This window comes from Phyllobacterium sp. LjRoot231, assembly GCF_964253365.1.
In the GTDB taxonomy this organism is placed as follows: Bacteria; Pseudomonadota; Alphaproteobacteria; order Rhizobiales; family Rhizobiaceae; genus Phyllobacterium.
This window is the reverse complement of record NZ_CAXUQT020000002.1, coordinates 349,592-368,087: the sequence shown is the minus strand read 5'-3', so window position 1 is coordinate 368,087 and position 18,496 is coordinate 349,592. Positions and strand designations below refer to the sequence as shown.

Genomic DNA, 18,496 nt, shown 5'->3' with positions numbered 1-18,496 from the left:
GAGCATCGTCATGTCGACTGAATTTACACCAACAGAGATGATGACGATTGCAGCGGCCCGCGCATTGACCAATGATGACGTGTGTTTCGTCGGCATCGGTGCGCCATCGGCGGCCTGCAATGTCGCGCGGCTCACCCATGCACCGGATATCACGCTGATCTACGAAAGCGGTACTATCGGAACCAAGCCCGACGTTCTGCCGCTTTCGATCGGCGATGGCGAATTGTGCGATACCGCCCTGTGCACGGTATCCGTGCCGGAGATGTTCCGCTACTGGCTGCAGGGCGGACGCATTACCACCGGCTTTCTCGGCGGCGCGCAAATCGATCGCTTCGCCAATCTGAATACGACCGTCGTCGGTGATTACGACAAGCCAAAAGTTCGCCTTCCGGGCGGTGGCGGCGCACCTGAAATCGCCAGCAATTGCGGCCAGATCTATATAACGATGGCGCTCAACAAGCGCGGCTTTGTCGATCATCTCGACTTCATTACATCGATGGGGCATGGCGAGGGCGGCGATCATCGGGCGCGGCTTGGGATGAAAACCAAAGGTCCGACACGCGTTATCACTGACCTGTGCATATTCGAGCCCGACCCTTTGACCAAGGAATTGACCGTCGTTTCAATCCATCCGGGCGTGAACCGTGCAACAATCGAAGAGAATTGCGGCTGGCCGGTACGCTTCGCCGAAAAAGTAGCCGAAACGCCGGTCCCGACGACAACCGAAATCTCCGTGCTGCGCGACATCAATGCGCGCACCAAAAAAGCGCACGAGGCAGCCTGATGTCTGAAGTTTACATTTGCGATTATATCCGCACGCCCATCGGCCGCTTTGGCGGCGCGCTTGCCTCTGTCCGGGCTGACGATCTCGGTGCAATTCCGCTAAAGGCGCTGATCGAACGCAACAAAAGCGTCGACTGGGAAGCAATCGACGAAGTGATCTATGGTTGTGCCAATCAGGCAGGCGAAGACAACCGCAACGTCGCGCGGATGGCGCTGCTCCTCGCCGGACTCCCTGTCAGCGTTCCCGGAACAACCATGAACCGGTTATGCGGCTCTGGCATGGATGCCGTCATCACTGCCGCCCGCGCAATCAAAGCCGGAGAAATCGAACTTGCGATCGCCGGCGGTGTCGAGTCCATGTCCCGCGCGCCCTTTGTCATGCCTAAGGCTGACAGCGCATTTTCCCGTCACGCGGAAATCCATGACACGACGATTGGCTGGCGTTTCATCAACCCACTGATGCTGCAGCAATATGGCGTCGATTCAATGCCCGAGACTGGCGAGAACGTCGCCGAAGACTGCCATGTTTCGCGTGCCGATCAGGACGCATTTGCCGTACGGTCACAACGAAAGGCTGGAGCGGCAATGGAAAATGGTCGTCTGGCGCGGGAAATCACGCCGGTCACGATCCCGCAGCGCAAGGGCGATGCAATCATTGTTGATCGGGACGAACATCCGCGTCCACAGACCACGATCGAGCAGCTGGCCAAACTGCCGACGCCATTCCGCAAAGGCGGGTCGGTTACGGCCGGGAATGCATCGGGCATCAACGACGGCGCGGCGGCCTTGATTGTCGCTTCCGAAGCGGCCGCAAAGAAATATGGCCTGACGCCGATTGCCCGTATTGTCGGCGGCGCAACGGCCGGGGTCCCGCCACGCGTCATGGGCATCGGTCCTATCGCCGCTACGACAAAACTCTGCGCGCGGCTTGGTGTTACGCCGAAAGATTTCGACGTTGTCGAACTCAACGAGGCTTTCGCCTCGCAGGGTTTGGCGACGTTGCGCGCGCTTGGTATTGCCGACGATGCCGATTTCGTCAATCCCAATGGCGGCGCCATCGCGCTGGGTCATCCGCTCGGCATGAGCGGTGCCCGCATCACAGGCACCGCCGCGCTTGAGCTCAATCTGCGCGGTGCAAAACGTGCGCTTGCCACCATGTGCATCGGTGTCGGGCAGGGGATTGCCGTCGCCTTGGAAAGGGTCTGATCAGACGATCTGGCGGGCTCGCGGATCCGGAATAGGAACCGCGGCCATCAGCGCGCGCGTATACTCGTCCTTGGGACTTTCGAACACTTGACGCCGCGTGCCCATCTCGACGATGCGGCCCCCTCGCATGACGGCGACATTGTGCGACATACGCTCGATCACGGCCATGTCGTGCGAGATGAAAAGATAGGCAAGGCCCATCGTTTCCTGCAATTCGAGCATCAGATCGAGAACGCGAGCCCGCACCGAAACATCGAGCGCGGCCACGCTCTCGTCCGCAACGATCAGTTTCGGCTCCAAGGCGAGAGCCCGCGCTATGCAAATACGTTGGCGCTGACCGCCGGAAAATTCGTGCGGATAACGGCTGGCGGCGTCAGGCTGCAGACCAACGCGTCGCAGCAGTTCGGCTACCCGGTCGTCGCGTTCACCCTTGTTGGCGAGACCGTGAATGATCAGCGGTTCCGCAATCGCAGCGCCGACCGCCATGCGTGGATCGAGCGATGCATAGGGGTCCTGAAAGATCATCTGCGCCGAACGGCGGATAGGCTGCATCTGGCGGGCGCTCAGCCCGGCAATGTTGTGACCGTCGACCACCACATCACCGGTAAACGGGATAAGGCCGAGCACGGCCTTGCCGGTCGTCGATTTGCCTGAGCCGCTTTCACCGACAAGCCCGAGCGTTTCGCCGGGCCGAAGTTCGAATGATACATCTGCAACAGCAGAAACCGGAGGTTTCCCCTTGAACAGCCAACGAGCTGGGCTGCCATAGGTGACGTTCAGGTCACGGACGAAAAGAATGGGTGACCGGTCGGTCACGTCCACAGTGGTCGTTTGAGGACCGACGCGCGGCGGGCCTTCCGTTCCGGCATGAGCACCGAGGCGAGGGACGGCGGCAAGCAATTGCCTCGTATAAAGTTCCTTTGGCCGCTCGAATACGGTCAGGGCGCTTCCTTGTTCAACGACGCGCCCGTTCTGCATGATCGCTACGCGATCAGCCATCTCGGCGACCACGCCCATGTCATGGGTAATCAGGATAATGGACGCGCCGAATTCCCGTTTCAATTCGCGCATCAGTTTGAGGATCTGCGCCTGTACGGTGACATCGAGCGCCGTCGTCGGCTCGTCGGCAATCAGCACCTTCGGTCTGCATGAAAGAGCCATGGCGATCATGACCCGTTGGCGCATGCCACCAGAGAGTTCGTGCGGATATTGCGTCAGGCGGCGGCCGGGCTCCGTGATGTGGACCGCGTCGAGCATCTGCCGCGCTATCGCTTCAGCATTACCGGTTGCCTGATGCTCGCGGATTGCTTCGGTGAGCTGCGTTCCGATCGACAAGACCGGATTGAGCGACGTCATTGGTTCCTGAAAAACCATGGCGATATCGCCGCCGCGAACTCGCCGCATCGCATGATTGGAAAGCTTGGTCAGCTCGCGATCGCCGAGTTTGATGCTGCCTGATGCAATCTGCAGCGATGCCTTCGGCAGTAGTTGCATGATTGACAGTGACGTCACGGATTTGCCCGATCCCGACTCCCCGGCGATGCATAGTGTCTCGCCGAGATTGAGATCAAAACTGACGTCTTCGAGAACACGCCGCCTGCCTTCCGGCGTGCGGGCATCAACACACAGATCACGTACTGACAGGACTGGCATGGATGCTGGTGTAACAAGTTTCACGCGAACACGATCCTCGGGAAGTAGAACGAAACAACCCAGTTGGGCGCGTCAACGATTTCGCTGATCCGCAGATCGCCGCAGACCGAGCAGAGCAGATAGGCGTCGATCGGGCTCATGCCGTGTTCAGCCCCGAGCAGATCGATCATACGCATCAGGCTTTCGCGGGCGCCTGTCATGAGATCAGGCCCAACACCTGTAGTCACCTCGTAGCCCGCGCCATCAAGATGGCGGGTGACCGGCTCTGTAGTCGTAAACCTTGGACTTTTCAGACGGGCATCCTTAACGAGTTCAATGGTGGCTTCGACCTCCATCTGGCTTTCGATGGCCGTGCCGCAGACCTCGCCATCGCCTTGTGCCGCATGCGTATCGCCGATGGAGAACAGGGCGCCTTCCACTTCCACGGGAAGATAAAGCGTCACGCCAGCTGTCAGATCGCGGATATCCATATTGCCACCGACGCGACGCGGCGGCACGACCGAGTGCAACCCCGGTTCTGCGGGAGCAACGCCGATCGTACCAGCAAAGGGCTTCAGGGGAACGCGTCCGCCCGGGCCATAAAGCGAAGGCGTCATGGCGACCGGATCATAGGTCCACATATGCAAAGCCGGCTCTTTGAACTGATCTGCAAGCAGGCCGAATCCAGGGATATTGGCCGTCCAGCCGCCGCCCGATGGTACGAACCGCCGCAGCGTGACTTTCAGCGCGTCGCCGGGCTGCGCCCCCTCCACATAGACCGGACCGGTCACCGGATTGATCTTGCCAAAGTCGAGATTGGAAAGGGTTTCCAGTGTCGCGCCCTTGGCGAGTTGTCCGCCTGAGGAATCCAGACACTCGAAGTGAATGGTCTCGCCAGCCTTGGCGACAAGTGCCGGTTCGAAGTCGCGGTTCCAGCCGAAATGATGTCTCGCACGATGGATGGTGTGGGTGCAGGCAACGCACATGGCAGCTCTCCAGAAAATTGAATGTCATTCCCCGGGACTTTGCATCCCGGGGATCACACGAAAGCGATTATTGCTTCACGTAGATGGCGTCGTAATTGATGACGCGGGTTGGATCGATGTAGATATTGTCGGCACCGCCCATACGCAGCGACTTGGCAACGACGCGGCGCTCATTGATGAGCGGAATCCACGGGGCATCGGCCATGATGTCCGTGAATATCTTGCCCCACGTGGCTGAACGCTCGACCACCTTGGACGGATCGGACATCGAGTCCGCCGCAACGGCGCGCTTGTCGATATCCTGATTGCAATACCATGACCAGTTCCAGCCGCCGGCTACAGCGCCGGAGCAGCCGAGGATCGGTCCATAGAAGTTCGACGGATCCGGAAAGTCTGCGATCCAGGCCATACCGCCGGACCAGATCATCGGTGCTTCACCCTCGGTCCCGCCTGCTGCAATAACGTTTGCTTGCGCCAACGCGCGAACTTCCGCCTTGACGCCGACCGCCGCCAGATCCTGCTGAATTGCCTGCGCTATACGCGGCTGTGGATCGGTGTTCGTAGAATAGAGCACGGTTTCGAAGCCGCTCGAGAAGCCCGCCTCAGCCAAGAGCGCCTTGGCCTTTTCGACATCGTATGCATAGCCGGTAAAGCTCTTGTCATAACCGGGCATCAACGGCGGCAGTGGCTGGTTGGCAGCCGTCGCACGGCCATTGAGGATACGCGTAATACGATCCTTGTTGATTGCCATGTTAAGCGCCTGGCGAACCTTCACATTGTCGAACGGCTTAACCTTTGTGTTCAGCGTGATGTAACCGGTTTGGAGTTGCTGGCCATCGACAATCATATTGGGGCCGTCTGGCGAATTCTTGATCTCGAGAAATTTCGCCGGAGGTATCCCGTCGCCGGCGATATCAACTTCACCCTTTTGCAGCCGGAGCAGCGCCACGAGCGGCTCCTGACCGACCTCAACCGTGAACTTGTCGATATGCGGCATGTCCTTGACGAAATAGTCCGGATTGCGTTCGAAGACGAGATGCTGACCGATTGTCCAATCCTTTAGAACAAAGGTACCGGAGCCCACAGGCTTTTTGCCGAAATCCCCACCAGCGGCCTCGACTGCTTCGTGCGGGACAACAGAAGCGAAATTAATCGCGAGGACGTGAAGGAAAGTCGCGTCAGGACGCGAAAGGTGGAAGATGACCGTGGAGACATCCGGGGTCTCGATCCCTTCCAGCGTCGTTGTCTTGCCGCCGGATACGTCCTCATATCCCTTGATCGAACCAAAGAAGCCAGCGCCTGGCCCTTGGGTCTTTGGATTGACGGCCCGCTCGATCGAATACTTCACGTCGGAGGCCACGACTTCGCGGCCGTTGGTAAATTTTACGCCCTTGTGAAGCTTGAATGTGTATGTGAGGCCGTCATCGGAAACTCCGAACGTCTCGGCCAGCGACGGGATAAGATTGGCGGTCCCCGGCGTATAGTCCATCAGCCGCGAATACAGGCTCTTGATCATTGACCAGTTAACCCAGTCATAACCGATTGCAGGATCCAGCGTTGCGATATCGTCCTTGTAGGTAACGATGATATCCCCGCCCTGCTGTGGCGTGTCCTGCGCCCACGCCGGCAATGGCGCGAATGCCAATACCGTCGCTATTGTTGTGTTTCTAAGCCAGCGTTTGAACATTCTGTTCCCCTTTTTGGTTGTTGAAAGTCAGCGCGCACGAATGCGCGGATCGATAAGCGGTGCAATGATGTCTGCCACGAGGTTGCCGAGAACGATGGCGAGAGCCGAAACGAGCGTCACGCCCATGATGATCGGAATGTCGACCTGCTGGATCGCCTGCCAGGCGAGCTGACCGATGCCGGGCCAGCCATAAACCGCCTCTACGACGACAACGCCGCCCATGAACTGGCCGATATCGATCCCGATCATGGCAATGATGGGCAGTAGGGCATTGGGCAAGGCGTGCCGGAGGATGATGCGCGCGGACGACAGTCCCTTTGCGCGGGCAGTCCTGACATAGTCCTGATTGAGAACGTCGATCATGGCCGAGCGCACCATGCGGGCGTACCAGCCCGCGCCAAGGATACCGAGCGTTGCGGCTGGCAAAACCACATGGGCTGGCGTGCCGAAACCGCTCATCGGGAACCAGCCAAGCGTGACCGCGAAAACATAAAGAAGCAGCAAGGCAACGACGAATTGCGGAGCGGAAACACCGACAAAGGACGCCATCATGACGACCCTGTCGATGGCCCCGCCACGGCGAAGCGCCGCAATAATACCGAACGTCAAACCGAGCACGACTTCGACCAGAATTCCCGCCGCCATCAAAACAAGTGTGGCTGGAATACGGGCTGCGATTAGAGCGCCGACATCTGTCTTCTGTGCGTAGGAACGGCCAAGATCCCCATGCACGATACCCTGCAGATACGCCCAGAACTGAACCAGGAGCGGTTGATCAAGACCGAGTTCGCGGCGGATATTGGCAACCGTCTGCGCGGTCGCACTGCGCCCGGCAATCATGCGTGCCGGGTCAGCCGGCAGGGCGTAAAGAAGCAGGAAGGTGATGGCCGCTACGCCAAGAAGGATCAAAGCGGTCTGCACGAGGCGACGCAGGATAAGGAGTGCCATATCAGCCGCGCCCCCGCTGCGTCGGATCGAGAATGTCCCGCAACGCATCACCGACGAGATTGAACGACAGCGCCGTCAACAGGATGATCGCGCCAGGAAAAAACACGAGCCATGGCGCCGCCTGAAAATAGCTTTGGCTTTCGAAAATGATATTGCCCCAGGACGGCTGTGGTGGCTGTACCCCGATGCCAAGAAATGACAAGGTCGCTTCCAGAAGCACCGTAGTGGCGATGCCAAGCGTTCCCCAGACAATTGCTGTCGGCATCAGATGCGGGAGAATGTGCATGAACAGAATACGGAAATGTCCGGCGCCGAGCGAACGCTCCGCGAGGATGAAATCCCGTTCGACGAGGCCTCGCGTCTCCGTGTAGACGATGCGCGCGACCTGCACCCAGTTCACCAGCGCGATAACCATCGCGACGATCCACAGACTGGGGCGGAGCAAGGCCGCAAGTACGATTGCAAGCAAAAGGGCCGGAAACGCCATCATCAGATCGGTGAAGCGCATCAGCAGGCTGCCGACGACGCCGCGCAGATAGCCGGAGAGAATGCCGATGAACAATCCGATCGCGACGGCAATTCCGTTGGCGACGAGTCCGATGACCAATGATGTTCGCGCACCGAAAAGCAGCCGCGAAAACAGATCACGCCCCAACGTATCTGTTCCAAGCAGAAACTGGCCGCTTGGCGGCATGGGAGCACCCTCGAGCGTCAGCCCGTCGAACATCTGGTTGTCCGGGCTATAGGGAGCAATGAGCGGTGCCGCAATCGCCATCGCCATGACAGCCACAACGACGATGAGCCCAAAAAGCGCCGCCGGCTGGCGCAATATGGCTTTCAGTACGCGCATCAACCAGCCTCCGGCAGGGGTTCTGCACCGCCGACAATCGAGGCCGCGACCTGTTCCATCGGAAGTCTTTTCTGCATCGCACAGTTGCGCAGGATGCTGTAGGCATGCTCTTCGTCGATCTGGCGCGCCGCCATGATTCTCTGTACCGCAGCATGAACCAATGGGCGGAGGCGAATGCGTTCCTCCAGATGTTGAAGCCTGTTGCGAACCGCTTCGCGTTCCTTGTGGATGCTCACTGCCATGACTAGCGCAGGATAGATCGCGGACGCAGTGATCGGTTTGGATATGATCGTGCAGGAGCCTTGTTCCATCGCCCAAGCGATGCGGCCAGGCGCTTCCGAACCGAGGAGCGCGACAACTGGCAGGGGTGCGTCGGCACCACTCCAGGGCAAGAGCTCATCCCAGCCCTGATCGGCATCAACCAGGACGATGTCTGGCAGTTCCCCGGCATCGAGAACGGCCCATTGCACAGTCACGCGGAAACCTAAGAGCTTCAATTGACGTGTCAGCCGCTCCGTCGTGGCGTCGGATCGATGCAGGACGGTAACCCGCCAACCGGTGAAATTCGGCGTCTCCTTCATGACACGATCCGCAATTTTGGCGATGAGCGCTTCCGGCGTCCGGTCAGATAGGGATCAGCCGCGATTGCAGGCTGCGAGGCGATGATATCGAAACCGTTATCCGCGGTGATCCGGCCAAGATGAAATGGCAGCGCTGCATGATTGGTTTCGGCGTCGATCCGGATAGTGCCATGCACCGTTGACAGGGGTGCTCCCGACAGTCTGCGACGAACGATTTGTGGCTCGTCCGTTCCCGCGGCCAGAATGGCTTCGCCGCACATTTTTACAGCCGAGTACGCGCTGGCGAAGAAATTGGAGATGCGCCGTTCCGCTCCGAAATGCTTGGTAAGACGAGCTTTAAAAGCCAGGTTCTCGGCCGAGTTCAGGCTGTCGAAATACGAAGCTGCCGACAATTGTCCCGTAGCAACGCCGCGACCGACTTCGCCGAGTTCGCATTCCGTCAGATCGCAACTGACGACGGGGCAGTTCTCGGGTTTGAAGGCCGGGTCGCGATCTCCAAGCTGCTTGAAAGCTTTCAGGAAAGCATAGCTCGCCGGACCGATCAGATTGCTGAGGACGAAACTCGGTCTGCGCTGCTCGATGTCATTGATGACGCGCTCAACCGCCGTTTCTTCGAACGGCAAATAGCGCTCGCCCAAAATCTCGCCGCCCGCCTCGTTTATGAGTTCACGCGAAAGCCTGTTCATCTCCCAGCCCCAGACATAATTGGCACCGACAAGATACGGCCGTTTGCCGTAGCGTGGCAGGAGATAATCGAACAAGGGAATCAGGTGCTGATTGGGACAGGCGCCGGTATAGATGACATTCTCATTGGCTTCGAAGCCCTCATAGGGACACATATACCAAAGCAAACCGTCGTGCTTTTCCACAAGCGGAATGACTTCCTTGCGCGCCAGAGACGTGATCGTTCCGACGATGTGGCGGCAACCGGAATCGCGCAACATTGAACGTGCGCCTTCGAGATATTCCGGGATATTGCCATGCGGATCGATGAAAATTGGCTGGATCAAATCGCCATGCGCAGCGCTCAACTCTTCGATGGCAAATTCGGCGCCGTCGCGGGATTCGCGTCCCATTGCCCCGTAGGGTCCGGTTGTCGAATAAAGAATGCCGATTTTCACCGCGTCCATTAACCTGCCAATACAAAAAACCCCACGACGCCTGCTCCCATCTAGGACGGGGCGTCATGGGGCGAAACTGCCCGTCGACCATCGAAGTCATGTGATTGCAGATATCATGCTCAATCTGCAGGCACGATTAAAATACGGGCAAGCAATTCTTGTCAAGCAGCAATTAGACGAAAGTCAGAAGACACGTATTGGTGTATCGCTATGCGGGTCTGGCCACATTCGCCTGGCGTGTTTTCTGTGCACGTAAACGCGCCAGCGTCTTCTCCGCCCATTGCCAATCCGGCGCAAGTTCAGTGCTCCGAACTGCGGCGTCGATAGCCTTATCGCGCTGCCCGTTCACCTCGTACAATTGCGATCTCAGTATGTAGACTTCGGCGCGTTCGCGCGCTTGGAAGAGTATTTCGAGCAGGCGATCTGTCGCGATCAAACCCTGTTCCGGGTTGGTCTTGCTGTGGACGCGAAGATTGGCGAGCTTGAGCAGCGGCCAGGTCCATTCGGGCTTGGCATCGGATGCCCGCACGAAGGCTTCGGCCGCATCTTCGATATTGTTCAAAGCTTCGTAGCAACGCCCAAGCAATTGCCACGCATCGGACGAATCCGGCCGACGGGAGATATATTCGCGCAAGGCATCGGTGCAGGGATCGTATTTTTGTTGCCGGAACAGCACCTGTGCCAGCTGGTAGTTCCACCAATCGACACTGCCATCGAGTTCGATTGCTTTGCGCAGCTGAGCCTCAGCTTCTTCAGGCTGTTCCAGCCGCATCAGGGTCAGCGCCAATTGATGCCGCGCGCGCGCATTCCATGGCTCAGCGCTGACTGCGCGTTCCGCATAGATTCGCGCCTCATCGAGCTTCTCACCAAGCCGGGACAGTTCGACCGAGATCATATGTTGTGCTTCTGGGTTGTCCGGATGATGGTTTTTCAGCTCCGCAACGAGATCGGGAAGAATGGCCCTGCCGCTATGTGCGGATAATAAGCCTTGGTAGACGGCACGAACCGGGAAGATGGCAGGTTCGATGCTGGCCGCCTGTTGTGTTGCGAAAGCCAAATCTTCTTTCGACAGAAGCTTCAGCTTGGTACGAACCACTGAAGCGTAGGTGAAGCGCGGCGTATCAATGGGTGGCTCGATCAAGAAGCGCTCGACAAATTGCGACAAGACAACGTCCGGCTGATAAGCCTCAATCAATTCCCGATCGAAAGACTTGCCGTAAACATAGACGAGAGTGCTGAAGCTCTCCTTGAGGAAAGGCAGCAAGTTTCCACCAAAGGAATCGCCGAACATCACGCAGCGCGGCAGTGTCGTATCCTTGTTGACGAAAACTCTGATCCTTCCGCGGTTTGGAATTCGGTTGTCGAAGGCAAGCCGCCCAGCGGCGCCTTCAATGCGGGCGGATAGGGTGGGCGCAGAGACTGGAGGCTCGAACTTGATACCGAGATCACCGACATAGGGCACCTGTTCGAAAGCCACTCTGGAGCCTTCGACCCGCAACGGCTCTATGCCGCTTTCCGACAGGCCCGAGCAAAGGGCCTGATAGCCGATATAGGCGCCAAACCCACTCCAATGCGTGTCGGTCTTCGGATAGGTTAGCCCCTGGGCCTTGGCAGCGCGGATCGCGCTGAGGGGATAGATGATTTTCCTTGCACGTTTAGGACCAAGCGCCGCCATGATCTGCTGGATAGGGCGCTGTTCAGCGATCTCGACCCAGTCCGGAAGCTGTTCCGAATAGACAAGTTCCTTGTTGGGAGCGACGAACATCAGATGTTGGGCTCCGAGCGAAGCTACATATTGGTCGCGGTCGAGGATCAGCTTGCGCCAAGCGTCGATACTCTGCTGATCCAGCAAATGGCGGCCAGTGATCTGGTCGATAACGCGATTTGAATCATGGTCGAGAAAAATCCAGCCATCCTTGCCCAGGAGATATTTCTTGCTTTTGTCAGCGCGTGACGTGGAAACGAAATCATCACTCATGAACACCTCCAGAGCGGCACGTCCTGCCACTCGCTGTTTTGGAATACGCGAATGCTTTTGACCGAGGTCGCCGCGCGATCTACATCGCCGTCATCTTTGCCGGCGAAGGACGCGACTGCATTGCTGAAGAGAAGCTGCGCAGGCGTGTGTGCGAAGGTGTTTCCGACCTCGTAGATTTTCCGGTCATCAAAGAAGAACTGGAACCGCTCCTTGCTCCACAGCATGCCGTAGCGATGGAAGGCATCGGCCAGTTTCAAGCGCGGGCGATAGGTTTTAGATAAAACCTGCCTGTCAGGTAGCCAGCGATGCGCTGTCACCTGAACCAGATTGGGGTATTTGGCCTCTGCTACATCGAGCTCAAAGCGCGTATCGCCTTCACTCTCACGAACGGAGGTAAGCCAGAACGCGTTGTTGACGCCGGGCTCATTGGCGATCTTCATTTCGCACTCGAAATAACCGTAGCACTGGCGGAAATCGCGCGTTCGCACATACCCGCCCGTGAACGGCCGCTTGTCACTGAGCTTGCCCATGTTCCGGCCAAGTTTCAGTGAAAGCCCGGCACCCGAGATCGCAACATTCCCGGGTATCCGGACGCTCTTTGTCTCTCCGCCGTTGTCATTCACCTTGATCCAACGCTGGTCGAAGCCGGCATTGTCGGTGAAATCGTCATTGAACGAGAGTTGCCATTTGCCTTTCGCGCGTTGCAGCGGAGCGGGCAGATCCGAACAAAGTGCGTGAGCAAGGGCCGGCCGCGCCAGCAATCCAGCCGAAGCAATCCCGAAACCCGCAAGGCTAAGGAAAGAACGTCGGCTGAATTCCGCGCGGCTCTGCCTCATACAACGGCCTTGGCTGGAGCTTCCTTGAGGCCGCGCAGGCTGGTTTCGAGATTCCAGGCACGGTTGCGCAAGGTTTCCACCTCTCCGGTCATGAAATCGATCTCGCTGCGGAACCACGCCACAGCTTCGTGGATATTGTGCGGAACCTGCACCAGATTGGGTACCGACAGCGGCTTGTCTGCAGGTGCGGCTACCGGCTTTGGCAGCACGTGGTTCAGTTTGTTCTCGGTCAGGAAGCGATGGTACTCGGCATAGTTCAGTCGATAAACATGCTGGACCTTGGAGAAGTCCGCCTTCTCAAGCATCTTCTCCAGATTGATTGGCAGATAGTCCTCGATCTCGATCGACGGAATCGCAAACAGCGATGACAATTCCCGGATGCGCGAATCGTAGGTGAAGAAGACCGCTGGAATTCCTTGGTGCAGGGCGATCACATTGCCGTGCAGCCGGAAGCCAACCATCACATCCACATTCGCAGCAGCGTCGGCCGCCCATTCTTCGATATCGAAAAAGGCGCTCATGCGGTTGTTAAGCATCTCTTCAGCCTCGGCGTGGCCAAGCAGATTGAACTTGGTGAGGATAGCCTTGATGTTGTCCTGCTTCTCCTTGCCGGAGGAGAAAATTGCGAGTGTCTCTTCGCGTTCGCCCTGCGAATAGAGTTTGCTCGAAGGGCGCTTGGCGACCGCATCGATCAGCGCGCGCTGCATGCGGTTGGTCTTGGTCGCATTGCTTGCGTAGTCAGCAGAAAGATATTTGTTCAGCGTCAGCCCGACGCGCGCAGTAGCCGGATCGATAGATTTGATCGTGATCGAGGGGCGTAGCGAACGGTAAAAGCTCGGGCAGCCGATCACACGCACGTTCTTGATGCCGAGATCGTTGAATATCTCCGCACTGTAGAAGCCGCGGACGCCGATCGTCTCGCATTTGTCAGCGATGATCTTCCACGCCTCGACGGTTCCTTTCGGAACGTTGAGCTTCTTGTACTTGCCGGCTTGTGCACCAACGCCGATGGCGACGACAGGGCCTTTCAGCTTCTTGAGCAATGGTACGACATGGGCGAGATCGACGGTTTCCGTCAGATAGTTCGAACCGCGTACGACCGTGGCGTCATAAGTTCCATCTTGCGGCCAGAGCTTTTCGTTGCCGGCGTGCGAGAATTGCACGTTCTTGATATCGTCATAGGCAAGCGCTTTAAGCGTGGCGTCATAGACGAGAACGTCGCCTGTATTGATGCCGCCCTTGTTGAAGGCTGCGAGCGGATCCTCGAACTTGAGATAGGCGGACTTGTTGCCAGGCTTGACCGCGGCGCCACCGTTCAGAACAAAAAGTTTCTTCATCGTTAGTTCCTCAAATTATTCATGTGGGCTGATCCGGCAGCAGCGATCTGCAGCGGCCTGATTTCGGAAATTTCGTCACGTTGTTTGGGTCCCACCTCACGCGGGAACCGTTCAACAGAAGGTATTCGCTCGGGCGAAATCGATGGAACCGTTTGTTCGACGAGCTTCAGGGTCGTTTCCACCGGGCGCGTGGTAAGCCGGTCTGGGAACCACGACTTCAACTGATGCACCAAGGGCTCGACACTTTGTTCCCAAGCGAGAGAACCGCCGCGTTCCGCGGCTGCTTCGGAGAGCCGGCGCAACGCTGCTGGATCCTCGGACAAAGCCATGATGATTTCAGTCAGCTCCCGGCTGATGACGTTATCGTCAGCCGACTCGATCAGCAGGCCATCGACACCATGATCTATGAGTTCGCCGACTGCGCCGACTGACGTCGCGATTGGCACGCAACCCAGACGCTGCGCCTCGATAATGGTCAGTGGTGCGCCTTCCCAGCGCGACGGCAACACCACCACATCGGCCCAGGCGAAGGCTTTGTTCAGATGTCGGCTCGAAAAGACCGGCGGTTCGACATGAACACCAATTTCGGCGAAGCGTTCTTTCCAGGAGCCTCCGGCACCGGCGTCCATGACGTCACTGCCGATGATTTTCCAATCGATCGGCGCTGAGCGTTGCCGCAATTCGCGAACGGAAGCGAGCAATCGCTCAATACCCTTTTGGGCATCGAGCCGCCCCAGGAAAAGGACATTGAGCCTGTCGCGCTGCGGCCTGTTGCGGCGCGCCGTAAGAATGGCATCCTGATCTTTCGGCGATAGGGCGTAGCTCGCAGCATTCTGGATATGCATCAGCTTGGCATCCGGGACGCCCATGGCGTGCAGCCACTCAGCCATATCCCTGGAACAGGTCAGGATGGTGTCGTAGACGTGCTCGAAGGCGAGCGTGAGGTACGGATGGCCTGCATCGCGTCCCATCTTCGATTTGTCGAGCACGTGAACATAGTTCAGGACCTTCATGCCGCGGCGGCGAAGTTCGCCAAGCATGGAATTTACCGGGGCTGCCTGATTGTTGATCACCACATCTAGCCCGGCGAGAAATCCCATGATCTGCTCGGCTTTCGCGGCCTCGTCATGCCCCATCAACAAATCATGCCCGGCAAACTGATTGGGACCGCCCCAGAGCGGATAATCATCCGCGAGGAAGTTAACCGTCTTGAACACCCCGTCATTTTCAGGAATGCGATTATAAACCGGCTTGCCAAGCAGGAAGAGATGGACTTCACAGCCCGCATTCTTCAACGCCTGCGCCACAGCATAAGCAACTTTTTCGACGCCGCCGAAACTGCCGATAGGCAAAAGGAATCCGACACGCAGCGGATTGGAGGCTTGGGCGAGCCTTGGCATCACCGGTCGTGCCCCCACGGCATGCCGCAACAATTCGAAATAGCGGCTGCGGTTGGGGAAGTAGACCGACCGCCAGAGCCAGCGGTTTTTGGACTGCAATCGATAACCGGAATCGCGCAGCGCTCCCAGGGTAGCCAGAAGGGCATTGGTTGGGGACAAGGCGGTACTTTGCATTTCTCTCGATGTGAATGGTCCGCTGATGACGATCTCGATCACATTGGGGCTTGGAACCGGCTTGTGCAGCGAGCGCGTCCAATCGTCGGATGCGTCATCTGCGCAGGTCGAGAAAATATCGAATGTGCACATCCAGCCAAAAGGCTTGTCGGCAAGCGGTTCCGCATCGCTGATCTTGCGTATGTCAATACCGACCTTGGCGTTATTCCGCTCGAAGCGAATGGCGACAAAATGGTGCTTCTGGGAAATTCGCTCGCCCAGCCACAGCAGATTATGGATCAAGCCGAGGCGGGTCAGAGCCTCCCTGTGTGCTGCGGTCATCCACAACAGGAACGGCGGAACACCGAAGGTTTCCGGCTCGGCCTTCGCTGCCCAGAAACGTGTGACAAAATCCTCCAGGCTGCATTTGGCATGCTCGACTGTCGGATCGGTGAACAGATCCACCGCATAGGTGCCCATGCCGATCGCAGCATAGCGCGGCGTTTCCTCATGTTCCCAGGCAAGCAGAGTTTCGGCGGCAAAGAGCTTCTTATGCTTTTGGCGGATATAGGTCAGGATGCCCTCACGCGTACGGTTTGAATCGCGCAGCATGCTTTCGGCGCGTTGCCGGTATTCGAAACCGAAGAAGGGATAGTTCGCACCAAGGAAGCCGCGTCCAATCGCTTGCAGCCAGAAGTCCCAGTCCTCAAAACCAGCTTTCATGCTCTCATCGAAGCGAACGCCAGCGTCGAGCATACGCCGCGAAACCAGACTGCCGGCTTCGCATATATTGTCGAAAGTCAGGTGCAGAAGACGTGAGTACTGCGTCGTGTAGTTTCCATTCCACTCGATGCCGAACTTGTCGATATTGGGATAGATCCAGTCGACCTTGTCGTCAGACTTCATGAAGCCGAGAATGTCGCGGATCGCCGTGGGCGTAATCCGATTGTCGGCATCGAGGAAATAGACCGCTTCGAGGTCCGGGAAATTGCGCAACGCAAATTCGATGCCGTAGTTGCGGGCAGAACTCAGGCCCCCATTGGCCTTGCGCAGGTAAAAGACGTTTGAATGAGCCAGCGCGTAGGTCCGTCCGATTTCGCCCGTTTCCGGATAAGGACAGCCATCATCGATGATCACCGCGGCAATATCGAAAGGTGCTTCCTGCGCCAAAACGGATTCGACAGCCTCCGCGAGAAGTACGGAGTGCTTATAAGCGGGGATGAGAACCGCAACCCTTGGAGAGAGTGCATGGTCCGCGCTAATATCGGATGGCAATTTTGTCGTGATCTGTTCCCGAAGGCGGTTGATCTGGTCCAGCATGAAATTATCCGTTGACCATGAGGCTGATGTTGCGGAATTTCGCCCAAGCGAAGGCGTTGTCTCCCGGATTGTTCTTCATCCGGGTCGCGATATAGATGTTCTGCCACACACCAACCTGCTCGGTGATGAAGGCGTTGAGCCGCGGCTCCTCGCCGGGTGCGACGCTGACCCAACCTGAAAATCCTTCTCCGGCGCCAGCGATCCGTTGCTCATCGAAGAGCTGGCGGGCGCTGTGAACATCGCTTGCAATAACGATGGCAAAATCGACATCCTTCGATTCTTCATTATCGATGACTGCACTGGACGAGACACGCAGAATATTTGGGGGGCAAGCCGCCGGTATATGGCCGATCGTTATGCCAGTTGATGGCGGATGACAGCCGATGGCCCTTTCCTCCGGCAGAGGGAGGATGGCTGCGAACTCAAATGAAATTTCGTCCGTATTGGACAGGCCCGCCAGCTCGAGAATGCCGGTTGCCATTGGCATTTCCCGGAAACCTCCGTTTTTTGCCTCCTGGGATTGAGCCGGCAAATAGTTCGCCCAGCTCGGAAGCAGAACACCGGGCATGCCGCACCAGATCTGCATTGCTAGGCTATTCTTCAGTAGTGGGGTATCGTTTGCCGCATCTCGAACCTGAAACATCTCGAGCGGCTGAAGCCCGCCAAGTGACAATAAAGGCATTTCGTCATCCATGCCCTCGATACGAAGGCGCAGGCTCAGCGTCCTTCGCAAGCCGGCAAGCGTTCGCGAAAGGCCCAGATAGTTCCAGCCCTGACCGAGTTTTGAAAGCGGTACCACCCAGCTTTCGACGATGCACATGTCCTCAAGCGTGACAAGTTGGGCATGCAGGGTAGCGTCGTCACGTTGTATCAGACGTTCGAAATGGATGGCAACAGCGCTGACGCCGGCACTGGCGACGGGAAGGATTTGCGATACGCCTTCGAACGACGCATCGGCCAGAACGTTGGAACGTGAGGAACTGCTGATCGGCTCGTTTGAAAAAGCGATATCGAAGGGCTGCAATCCTTGCCTGTCGACAAAACTTTCGACTGCAGCAAACCTGTTCTGCAGATTGTCATTCAAGGTGCGCAAGGCAAGCAGTTCGCGATTTGACTGGGTGATTTTCCGCGCGTCGAATACCAACAGGCCTGCAAGCTTCTGGATGATCAGACCTGCCGTCTCAATCTCCTTGCCAGGATGCCACTCGAAGACCGTTGGTTCGTCGACCACACCACGGCTTTTCAACCAGTCGAGCAGCCGCTTTTCCCGGCCCCGGTGAACGGGATTGATGAGAACAGCCAGCGTGCACAAGGGCGCCTCATGCATCTCGAATTTCCTTCCGGATGCATCCGACAAGATAGCCGCGTCATCCTTGACACCCTCAAAGCCCAGAATTTTCACGGCTTTTGACAAACCATCCGGAAGTTCATCATGGTCGATTCCCATGCGAAGCAGGATCGGTTCTTTCAATAAGTCGATTTCCCTCAAGGATTTCGTAGCTGGCGAAAGCTTGTACGAAGTCTGAACCGTCATTTCCCTCATCCTTGGCCAATCATAGGCGTCGAACCATGTTTCTAGACAAATATAATGGCAACTTGATGAAGCTTGTCACATAACTATATTGCAGCGCAACAATAAAAATATTTCGATTAAATGATTTTATTCTTCACTTAACTT

Annotated in this window: 14 protein-coding genes; 2 read left to right on the top strand and 12 right to left on the bottom strand. The window is 57.3% G+C overall.

From position 1 onward, the window contains the following. The first annotated feature begins 10 nt into the window (after window positions 1-10). Both ACSQ3H_RS25310 and pcaF read left to right on the top strand, forming a co-directional pair. Window positions 11-784: a CoA-transferase subunit beta gene (locus ACSQ3H_RS25310; RefSeq protein WP_436119867.1), complete on the top strand. Its 774-nt coding sequence runs from the start codon at window positions 11-13 to the stop codon at window positions 782-784. Continuing rightward, window positions 784-1,989 (top strand): 3-oxoadipyl-CoA thiolase, encoded by a 1,206-nt coding sequence (pcaF, locus tag ACSQ3H_RS25305; protein ID WP_436119866.1) that lies wholly within the window; start codon window positions 784-786, stop codon window positions 1,987-1,989. Before ACSQ3H_RS25310 ends, pcaF begins: the two co-directional genes overlap by 1 nt. Here the strand turns inward: pcaF and ACSQ3H_RS25300 are convergent, their stop codons facing one another. From ACSQ3H_RS25300 to ACSQ3H_RS25245, 12 genes are all read right to left on the bottom strand, one after another. Next, complete coding sequence (locus ACSQ3H_RS25300; protein WP_436120003.1) at window positions 1,990-3,642, bottom strand: ABC transporter ATP-binding protein; 1,653 nt, start codon at window positions 3,640-3,642, stop codon at window positions 1,990-1,992. A gap of 20 nt (window positions 3,643-3,662) precedes the next feature. Then, window positions 3,663-4,607: an acetamidase/formamidase family protein gene (locus tag ACSQ3H_RS25295; protein WP_436119865.1), complete on the bottom strand. Its 945-nt coding sequence runs from the start codon at window positions 4,605-4,607 to the stop codon at window positions 3,663-3,665. 67 nt (window positions 4,608-4,674) lie between these two features. Beyond that, window positions 4,675-6,294 (bottom strand): ABC transporter substrate-binding protein, encoded by a 1,620-nt coding sequence (locus tag ACSQ3H_RS25290; RefSeq protein WP_436119864.1) that lies wholly within the window; start codon window positions 6,292-6,294, stop codon window positions 4,675-4,677. Between the two features lie 27 nt (window positions 6,295-6,321). Further along, the gene (locus ACSQ3H_RS25285; RefSeq protein WP_436119863.1) at window positions 6,322-7,242 is read right to left on the bottom strand and encodes an ABC transporter permease; all 921 of its coding nucleotides are present in this window, start codon (window positions 7,240-7,242) and stop codon (window positions 6,322-6,324) included. A 1-nt stretch (window position 7,243) separates the two neighbouring features. Next, window positions 7,244-8,092, bottom strand: coding sequence for an ABC transporter permease (locus tag ACSQ3H_RS25280; RefSeq protein ID WP_436119862.1), 849 nt, complete (start codon window positions 8,090-8,092; stop codon window positions 7,244-7,246). Next, window positions 8,092-8,673: an ANTAR domain-containing response regulator gene (locus tag ACSQ3H_RS25275; protein ID WP_436119861.1), complete on the bottom strand. Its 582-nt coding sequence runs from the start codon at window positions 8,671-8,673 to the stop codon at window positions 8,092-8,094. Before ACSQ3H_RS25275 ends, ACSQ3H_RS25280 begins: the two co-directional genes overlap by 1 nt. Beyond that, window positions 8,670-9,803: a transporter substrate-binding domain-containing protein gene (locus ACSQ3H_RS25270; protein WP_436119860.1), complete on the bottom strand. Its 1,134-nt coding sequence runs from the start codon at window positions 9,801-9,803 to the stop codon at window positions 8,670-8,672. Before ACSQ3H_RS25270 ends, ACSQ3H_RS25275 begins: the two co-directional genes overlap by 4 nt. Window positions 9,804-10,002: 199 nt before the next feature. After that, complete coding sequence (locus ACSQ3H_RS25265; protein WP_436119859.1) at window positions 10,003-11,772, bottom strand: CDC27 family protein; 1,770 nt, start codon at window positions 11,770-11,772, stop codon at window positions 10,003-10,005. Then, entirely contained in the window at window positions 11,769-12,608 is an 840-nt protein-coding gene (locus ACSQ3H_RS25260) for a glycoside hydrolase family 16 protein (protein ID WP_436119858.1), read from the bottom strand. The genes ACSQ3H_RS25265 and ACSQ3H_RS25260 overlap by 4 nt, the downstream gene beginning before the upstream one ends. After that, window positions 12,605-13,945 (bottom strand): polysaccharide pyruvyl transferase family protein, encoded by a 1,341-nt coding sequence (locus tag ACSQ3H_RS25255; RefSeq protein ID WP_436119857.1) that lies wholly within the window; start codon window positions 13,943-13,945, stop codon window positions 12,605-12,607. Before ACSQ3H_RS25255 ends, ACSQ3H_RS25260 begins: the two co-directional genes overlap by 4 nt. Before the next feature lie 2 nt (window positions 13,946-13,947). After that, window positions 13,948-16,818, bottom strand: coding sequence for a glycosyltransferase (locus ACSQ3H_RS25250; RefSeq protein WP_436119856.1), 2,871 nt, complete (start codon window positions 16,816-16,818; stop codon window positions 13,948-13,950). Window positions 16,819-16,822: 4 nt separating this feature from the next. Next, window positions 16,823-18,352 (bottom strand): DUF6212 domain-containing protein, encoded by a 1,530-nt coding sequence (locus ACSQ3H_RS25245; RefSeq protein ID WP_436119855.1) that lies wholly within the window; start codon window positions 18,350-18,352, stop codon window positions 16,823-16,825. Window positions 18,353-18,496 lie beyond the last annotated feature (144 nt).